The sequence below is a fragment of the Allosphingosinicella sp. genome (assembly GCF_036387215.1).
Lineage (GTDB): Bacteria > Pseudomonadota > Alphaproteobacteria > Sphingomonadales > Sphingomonadaceae > Allosphingosinicella.
Genome location: NZ_DASVUE010000244.1, coordinates 1 through 8,043, shown reverse-complemented (window position 1 = coordinate 8,043; position 8,043 = coordinate 1). Strand labels below are relative to the sequence as shown.

6 protein-coding genes are annotated in these 8,043 nt (G+C 67.7%); 2 read left to right on the top strand and 4 right to left on the bottom strand.

What is annotated here, in order from left to right; translation table 11 throughout:
• The first annotated feature begins 54 nt into the window (after window positions 1-54).
• Window positions 55-1,110 (top strand): Ppx/GppA phosphatase family protein, encoded by a 1,056-nt coding sequence (locus tag VF662_RS10005; RefSeq protein ID WP_464140523.1) that lies wholly within the window; start codon window positions 55-57, stop codon window positions 1,108-1,110.
• A complete protein-coding gene (locus VF662_RS10000; RefSeq protein ID WP_464140521.1) occupies window positions 1,107-1,778 on the top strand; it encodes an RlmE family RNA methyltransferase in 672 nt (223 codons plus the stop codon). The genes VF662_RS10005 and VF662_RS10000 overlap by 4 nt, the downstream gene beginning before the upstream one ends.
• 3 nt (window positions 1,779-1,781) lie before the next feature.
• On the opposite strand, the gene VF662_RS09995 is transcribed toward VF662_RS10000, so the two are convergent.
• The 4 genes from VF662_RS09995 to VF662_RS09980 form a co-directional block, all read right to left on the bottom strand.
• Window positions 1,782-2,498 carry a DsbA family protein gene (locus VF662_RS09995; RefSeq protein WP_464140519.1) on the bottom strand — a complete coding sequence of 239 codons (717 nt, stop codon included), beginning with the start codon at window positions 2,496-2,498 and terminating at the stop codon, window positions 1,782-1,784.
• The gene (locus VF662_RS09990) at window positions 2,498-3,934 is read right to left on the bottom strand and encodes a M48 family metalloprotease (RefSeq protein WP_464140517.1); all 1,437 of its coding nucleotides are present in this window, start codon (window positions 3,932-3,934) and stop codon (window positions 2,498-2,500) included. The genes VF662_RS09995 and VF662_RS09990 overlap by 1 nt, the downstream gene beginning before the upstream one ends.
• A gap of 99 nt (window positions 3,935-4,033) precedes the next feature.
• Entirely contained in the window at window positions 4,034-6,616 is a 2,583-nt protein-coding gene (locus VF662_RS09985; protein ID WP_464140515.1) for an Rne/Rng family ribonuclease, read from the bottom strand.
• Between the two features lie 429 nt (window positions 6,617-7,045).
• Entirely contained in the window at window positions 7,046-7,999 is a 954-nt protein-coding gene (locus tag VF662_RS09980) for a hypothetical protein (protein ID WP_464140513.1), read from the bottom strand.
• Between the last annotated feature and the right edge of the window lie 44 nt (window positions 8,000-8,043).

Here is an 8,043-nt window from a genome sequence, read left to right as displayed (position 1 = left end):
AACGGGCGGCGGCCTGCCGCGGCCCGGTAACGAGAACATAAGAGCAAGGGTAAGATGGCGCAGATTGCCGCCACCGCTCCGCAGGCGCCGGGCCAGGGCCCCGCCCAGGCGGTATCAGCCGCCCCGCTCCCGCGGCGGCATGCGCCCCGGCACACCTATGGCGCGCTCGATCTCGGAACCAACAATTGCAGGCTTCTCGTCGCTCGGCCCGCCGACGACGGATTCGTCGTGATCGACGCCTTCTCGCGAGTCGTGCGGCTCGGCGAAGGGCTGGCAAGCAGCGGCCGCATCAGCGACGCGGCGATGGACCGGGCGCTCTCCGCCCTTTCGGTCTGCGCCGAGAAGCTGCGCCGCCGCCGCGTGTCGCTCTCCCGTTCGGTCGCGACCGAGGCGTGCCGGAGGGCCGCCAACGGCCGCGATTTCGTGGCGCGCGTGCACCGCGAGACCGGGATCGCGCTGGACATCATCGCGCCCGAAGAGGAAGCGCGGCTGGCGATGCTCGGCTGCCACCGGCTGCTCGAGCCCGGCGACGGGCCGGCCCTCATCTTCGACATCGGCGGCGGCTCCACCGAGCTTGTGCTGGTCGACACCGACGGCGGTGCAACGCCCAAGATCAAATGCTGGTGGAGCGCGCCCTGGGGCGTCGTGTCGCTGACCGAAAGCGAAGGCAAGGACTTTGCCGACGAAGGCGAGCGGCTCGCCGCCTACGGCCGGATGCGCGAGCGGGTCCGCCACGCCTTCCGCCGCTTCTCGGAGCTTCTGCCCGAGAAGAAGGACAATATCCGGCTGATGGGCACGAGCGGCACGGTGACTACGCTCGCAAGCGTCCACCTCGCGCTCCCCAGTTACGACCGGCGGGCGGTTGACGGGCTGATGATGCCGGTGGAATCGATGCGGCAGATCAGCAGCATGATGTCGCGCATGTCGCTTGCGGAGAGGTCGGAGCTGCCCTGCATCGGCGCCGAGCGTGCCGACCTCGTCGTCGCCGGCTGCGCCATCCTCGATGCGATCATGGACATCTGGCCTGCGAAGACATTGGGCGTCGCCGACCGGGGCATCCGCGAGGGCATCCTCCGCTCGCTGATGGCGCGCGACGGCCACAAGATATGACGAAGCCGCCGGCCGGGCGGAGCGGCGGCCTCAGGACCCGGGTGAAGACCGCGAAGGGCCGTAAGGTCGGCTCGACCAAGTGGCTCGAGCGGCAGTTGAACGACCCTTATGTGAAGCGGGCCAAGGCGGAGGGCTACCGCTCGCGCGCCGCCTACAAGCTGATCGAGCTCGACGACCGCTTCCACTTCCTGAAGGGCGCCGAGCGCGTCGTCGATCTCGGCATCGCCCCCGGCGGCTGGACCCAGGTCGTGCGCCAGCGCCTGCCCAAGGCCTCGGTGGTCGGCATCGATCTCCTCCCCACGGATCCGATCGATGGAGCGACGATCCTGGAGATGGACTTCCTGGCCGACGATGCTCCGGAGCGGCTGCGCGAGGCGCTCGGCGGCCCCGCCGACCTCGTCCTGTCGGACATGGCTGCCAACACGGTCGGCCACCCGCAAACCGACCATCTTCGAACAATGGGTCTTGTCGAGGCGGGGCTGGAATTCGCGGGCGAAGTGCTGAAGCCGGGCGGCGCCTACATCGCCAAGGTGCTGGCAGGCGGCGCGGACAACAATCTCGTTGCCGAGCTCAAGCGCCGCTTCACCACCGTCAAGCACGCTAAGCCGCCCGCCAGCCGCAAGGGCTCGTCCGAATGGTATGTCGTGGCGCAGGGGTTCAAGGGCTAGCCGTCAGGAACGACGCCGGGCCTGCCCGATCGCTTCCTTGAGCGCGTCATAGCCGACCGCGCCCTGGAGCACCTTGTCGCCGACGACGAAGGTGGGGGTGCCGGTGGCGCCGATCGAGCGGGCGAGCTGGAAATTCTTGGCCATCTCGGCCTGAGCATCGGCGTCGCCGGGCATCGGGCGGACCCCGAGCTGCTGCCGCACCTGCGCGACGGCTTCGGGCGCCGGACGCCCGGCCTCGAACAGCCGCTCGTGGAACTGCCTGAACCGCCCCTGCTTCGCTGCGGCGAGGCTTAGCTCCGCCGCCGCCTGGCTGTCGGGCCCGAGCACCGGGAGCTCGCGCCACACCACCTTCAGCTTCTTATCCTCGGCGATGAGCCGGTCGATCTCGGGATTGCTCTTCCGGCAGAAGCCGCAGGCGTAATCGAAGAACTGGACGAGCACGACGTCGCCGTCCTCGGCTCCGGCCCAGGCACCGGCGAAGGGCTTTTCGAGCGCCGTGCGGTTCGCCTTGACGACGTTGGCGGTGTCGCGGTTGCGGAGCACCTCCATCGCCTCGGGGATGATCTGCGGGTTTTCGAGGAGGTAGGATTTGACGATGCCCTCGACCCGCGCCCGATCGGTTCCGTCGGTGTCGACACCACCCGAGGCGAGCGCAACGGCCCCGCCGCCGATCACCAGCCCCGCAATCCCGGCAATGATCGAGGAGCGGCCGACCGCCATCAGGCGCCCGCGCAGACCATCGGCCTGTCGTCCAGCCGCTTTCGGACCTTGTCCGACGTCTTCTTGTCGTCCGCGATCGCGGCGCGCGAGGCCATGGCGATGTCCTGCGCGCGGAGGCAATCGGCGGTGCCGGACTTGATCCCGCCGAGCGCGGTCCGGGCGCTGGTCAGCGCCATCATCCGGTTGCCCTCGAGATTGTAGCGCTCGGCCGTTGCAAGCGCTGCCCGGGCATGGTCGCCCTCACGGTCGTAGACGATACCGAGCTGGTACCAGGCGAACGGATTGCTGTTGTCCCGCCCGATCGCAGACTTCAGAACCTGCTTTGCCTCAGCGAAATTGTCCTTGTCCTCGGTGGCGATGAGGGCGTGGCCGAGCAGGGCCGAGATGAGCGGCTGTTCCGGCGCCGCCGCGACCGCCTGGCGAAGCGATGCCAGAGCTTCGCGCGGCTTTCCGGATTCCAGCAGGATCTGGCCCTTGAGCTCGAGGAAGTAGGGGTCCTTCGGCTCGGCCTTCAGCAGGGAATCCACCTCGGCATTGGCTTTTTCCGGATAGGCGCTCTTGTGCCAGGCGTAAGCACGTGCGTAGCGCGCGGGCACGCTCTTGTTACTTTCGGGATACCTTAGCAGCGTCTGCCGAGGATCGTCGACGAAGCCCGACAGCTTCGCCTTCACGCGCTGGAACCGCGCCTCAAGCTTCGCATCGGTGGGCGAGTCCCAGCTGGAGGCGGTCTTGTAGACCTGCTCCAGCGCCGCGACGCGCTCGCCGCTCAGCGGGTGGGTGCGCGCATAGCTGTCTTCCTGGGGGACCGCGTAGCGGAATTCCATGTTCTGGAGCTTCTTGAAGAAGCTGAGCGAGCCCTTGCCGCTGACGCCCGCTTCCGTGAGATATTTGGCGCCGGCGGCGTCAGCGCTCGATTCCTGGGTCCGGCTGAAGGCGAGGAACTTGCCCATCGCCGCCTGCTGGCCCGCGGCCATGATTCCGGCCCCCGCCTCGCCTCCGCCCGCGGCCATGGCCGCAGCGCCGAGCAGAAGCGACAGCAGGACGATGCCCATCGCCATCCGGCCGCCCTCGTCGGAGCGGATGATGTGCCCGCCGGTGATGTGGCCGAGCTCGTGCGCGATGACGCCCTGCACCTCGTTGGCATTGTCGGCGGCCATGACGAGGCCGGAGTGGACGTAGACGATCTGCCCGCCGGCGACGAAGGCGTTGATCGACTTGTCGTTCAAGAGCACGATCTGCACGTTTTCCGGCCGAAGCCCGGCAGCGGCGATGATCGGGCGCGACATGTCGCGGAACAGCGCCTCGGTCTCGGCGTCCCGAAGCATCGACTGCGCCGCCGCGGGCTGCACGAGCGCCGCGAAGCTCAAACCGAGCAACATCAGGAACCGTGTGAGGAGAGCGGCCGCGCCGCGTCGCATCGTCGAAGCTTCAGCCATAAGAGAGCCTATCGCCCCGGGCGGCTGAACCCGAGATGAAATCGCGCCCCGGCCCAGCCGTCCGGCGGCCGATCCGGGACGCGACCCCATAGTCGTGCATCAGGCGCCGAACGTCCGCTGCCACCAGCCCCGCCGCGGCGGACCGTCGGCGGCGGGAGCCTCGGGAGCGGCATCGGCTTCGACCCGCTCCAGCACCGGCGCCTCGGGCGCTTCGGCAGCGGCCTTGGCGCGGCTCCGGCGGCGGGGAGCAGGCTCCTCGGCCGGCGCTTCGGCATCGTTGGCCGGCTGCGGCGGTGCAGGTTCCTCGACCGCGGGAGCGGGGGCCGGAGCCTCCGCTTCCTCGGTCTTCTTCCTGCGGCCGCGGCGGGGCTTGGCGGGCGGAGCTTCGGTGTTGGCGGCTGCGTCGATCGGAGTCGCGTCCGCGACCACCGCCTCGGCGGCGGGCTCGGCCGGAGCCGGCGCTTCGGCGGCGGCTTCCGCTTCCGGCGCCTCGCCTTCGGGGCCCTCGCCCTTGCGCCGGGCGCGCGGACGGCGGCGGGCCTTCCGGGGTTGCTCCTCCTCGGAGGCCGGTCCTTCCGCAACGGCCTCGGGAGCGGCCTGAGCCTCCGCAGAGGCCTCCTCGGCTACGACTTGCTCGCCGCCCTCGGCCGCAGTGTCGAACTGACGCTCCTGCCCTTCGTCCTGGCCTTCCCTGCGGCGGCCACCGCGGCGGCCGCGGCGGCGGCGGCGCTTGCGGCCGCGATCGCCCTCGTCATCGCGTTCACGGGCATGCTCGCGCTCGCGCGGACGCTCGGGCTGGCGGGCATCCGCCTGCTCCTCCCGGTCGTCTTCTTCCTCGGGCTCCTCATCCTCATCGAGTTCCTCGATCAGGTCTTCTTCCTCGACCGCGGGCTCGATGATCGGCTCGAAGCGCGGACGCTGCGCCGGCGGCGGCCCGAGCGATTCGACGCTCATCTTCGCCCCTTCCAGAGCTTCGTCGATCAGAACCTCGACGATGACGCCGTAGCGCTGCTCGACCTCGTCGATCTCGTGCCTCTTCTTGTTGAGCACGTAAATCGCGGCTTCGCGGCCGGCGCGGAGCACGATCTTGCTGCCGCGCCCGCGCGCCGCCTCTTCCTCCAGCATGCGGAGCGCCGACAAACCGGCGGAAGCGGCGGTGCGCATGAGGCCGGAGCCCTCGCAATGCGGGCAAGGCCGGGTCGAGGCTTCGAGCACGCCGGTGCGCAGGCGCTGGCGGCTCATCTCCATCAGGCCGAAGGACGAGATGCGGCCGACCTGGATCCGGGCGCGATCGTTCTTCAGCGCCTCCTTCATCGCCTTTTCGACCTTACGGATGTGCCCGTTCGATTCCATGTCGATGAAGTCGATGACGACGAGGCCGGCCATGTCGCGGAGGCGAAGCTGGCGGGCGATCTCGTGCGCCGCCTCGATGTTGGTCGCGTAGGCGGTCTGCTCGATATTGTGCTCGCGGGTCGAACGCCCCGAATTGATGTCGATCGAGACCAGGGCCTCGGTCGGGTTGATCACGAGATAGCCGCCGGAGCGGAGCTGGACGACCGGCTGGTACATACCGGCAAGCTGGTCCTCGACCCCGAAGCGCTGGAACAGCGGCACCGGATCGGAATAGCCCTTCACCCGCCTGACGTGGCTCGGCATCAGCAACTTCATGAACGAGCGGGCGGCGCGATAGCCCTCCTCGCCCTCGACGATCACCTCGTCGATGTCGCGATTGTAGATGTCGCGGATCGCGCGCTTGATGAGGTCGCTGTCGCCGTAGATGAGTGCGGGGGCCGACGAGCTCAAAGTGCGCTCGCGGATCTCGTCCCAGAGGCGCGCGAGATAGTCGAAGTCTCGCTTGATCTCGGTCTTGGTGCGCGACAGGCCGGCGGTGCGGACGATGCAGCCCATCGTCCTCGGCAGGTTGAGGTCCGCCATGATCGCCTTGAGGCGCTTCCGGTCGGCTCCGTTGGAGATCTTCCGGCTGATTCCGCCGCCGTGCGACGTGTTGGGCATCAACACGCAATAGCGGCCGGCGAGCGACAGATAGGTAGTGAGAGCCGCACCCTTGTTGCCGCGCTCTTCCTTGACGACCTGGACCAGCAGCACCTGGCGGCGGCGGATCACGTCCTGGATCTTGTAGCGGCGGCGCAGATTCTGGCGCTTGCGCCTCAGCTCGTCGGCGGCATTCTCGTCGGAGCCGTTGGCGCTCTCCGGCTTCGGCGGAGCGGCGCCCTCTTCGTCTTCACCGCCTTCACCTTCCTCGCTCGGGCCGCCGGCATCGTCGCCGACTTCCTCGATATCGTCGGAATAACGCTCGGCGGAGCTTTCGAGCTCCTCGCTATCGTCCTCGTAGCGGGCGTCCTCGGCGGCGCGGAGCCGCTCTTCCTCCGCGGCGTGCTCGGCTTCCTCGCGGAGCAGGGCCTCGCGATCCTCCTTGGGGATCTGGTAGTAATCGGGGTGGATTTCCGAAAAAGCCAGGAAGCCGTGGCGATTGCCGCCGTAATCGACGAACGCCGCCTGTAGCGACGGTTCGACCCGCGTGACCTTGGCTAGATAGATATTCCCCTTGAGCTGCTTGTGCTCGGCGGATTCGAAATCAAATTCCTCGATTCGATTCCCTTTGACGACCGCGACCCGAGTTTCCTCCTGGTGGCGCGCGTCGATCAGCATGCGCATTGTCATTGAAATCACTCCACGCGCGCGCCGCCTGCTTTACAAAGCCGCGGCCGCCGCGTTCGAATAGGGACGAAGGCGCGCGCCGATCGGCTCGCGTCTCGAATGTCCGGGTTATTGGTGAAAGTGCCTCTGCTGCGGGCGGCAGGCCGGGCAATAATGCCGGCCGGACGGTCTTCGCGGGAACGCCGTTCCCCTTGCGGGGGCGTTCAATGCGCGAAGAGAAATGCCACATGCAGCGTCAACCTGAGAAATGACCGGCCGATTGGGCCGGCGCGAAAAACTCGCTCGGTGTCGATATAGGAACGGAAACATTCCGCACAAATCTTGACCGACGATGAACTGCTAGCATCGCTGGAGGGAAGCGGCAACCGATTAAGCTGACTGGATTGTCTGCGAGACTGACGCGCTTACGAGAATCCACCGCAACGGCAATTTTCAGCAGCCGTAAGCCTCCCTGATGTCCTTGCGAGACCAGATCACGGCATAGTCGGTCGGAAGGTAGGTGCCGTCGCGGTAGCGGTTCCGGCGCTCGGCCGAAGTCGCGGTGGCGTTGGTGATCGCGCCTTCGTTGCTTCCGATCTTCAGCCGGTGCGCGCCTCGGCCGACTTGGAGGTCCTGGGCGAAGGCAATGCGCGGGCTGATTTCCTTGACGGCCGGATCGTAGAACCAGGCCGTGCCGAACACGCCCCTCGCCTCCGGAAGCGCCGGCAGGACCAGCGCTGCGAGCCTCAGGGCCTCGCGCCAGCCATTCTCGTTCCAATAGGCCTTGGCGACGGGATCGTGGGTATGCCCCTCGAGGAAAGGCTGCCGGCCGCCGCAGCGGAGGAAGACGTAGGCCGCGGAGCCGATTCCGCTCCGGATCACGTCCTTCGCCGAAAGCCCCGAATGCGGCCACCAGACCTGCGCGAAGGCCGGGATCATCACCATCCGGACGAGCCAAAGATCCTTGTGGAAGCTGTCCTTCGACAGATCGGCGAAGTCCGGATCCGCCTCGATCTGGTCGAAGACGCGGTGGAAGCAATCGGCGTAGTGAAGCTTGAACTCACCGTCGAACCCGCTTGCGGCGAACCGCTCCTCGAACCGCTCGATGTTCCACAGGAGCAAGGCGCAGAGCCAGGGAGAACGGAGCTGCTCCGGCAGCGCCTCGGCCAAAGCGGCCGCGGCGGGCGGGACCTCGTTATACTTGAAGACGCTCGCCTTTGAGCGCGACGCAGCCTCGAACCGCTCGAACGGCAACGCCTCGATCGCGGCATCGAGCCCCTCATGGCTGCGCCGAAGCGCTTCCGACACGTCGCCGAGCCGGTCCCGGTAAGGCTCCCTGCCGCGCCAGGAAGGGAACAGATCCTCTGCGGGAACGGCTTTGGCGGGTGCGGTCGTGTCTATGAACATGGTTCCACACTAATCCAATCTGGTTACCCTGCCGTTACCCGTGC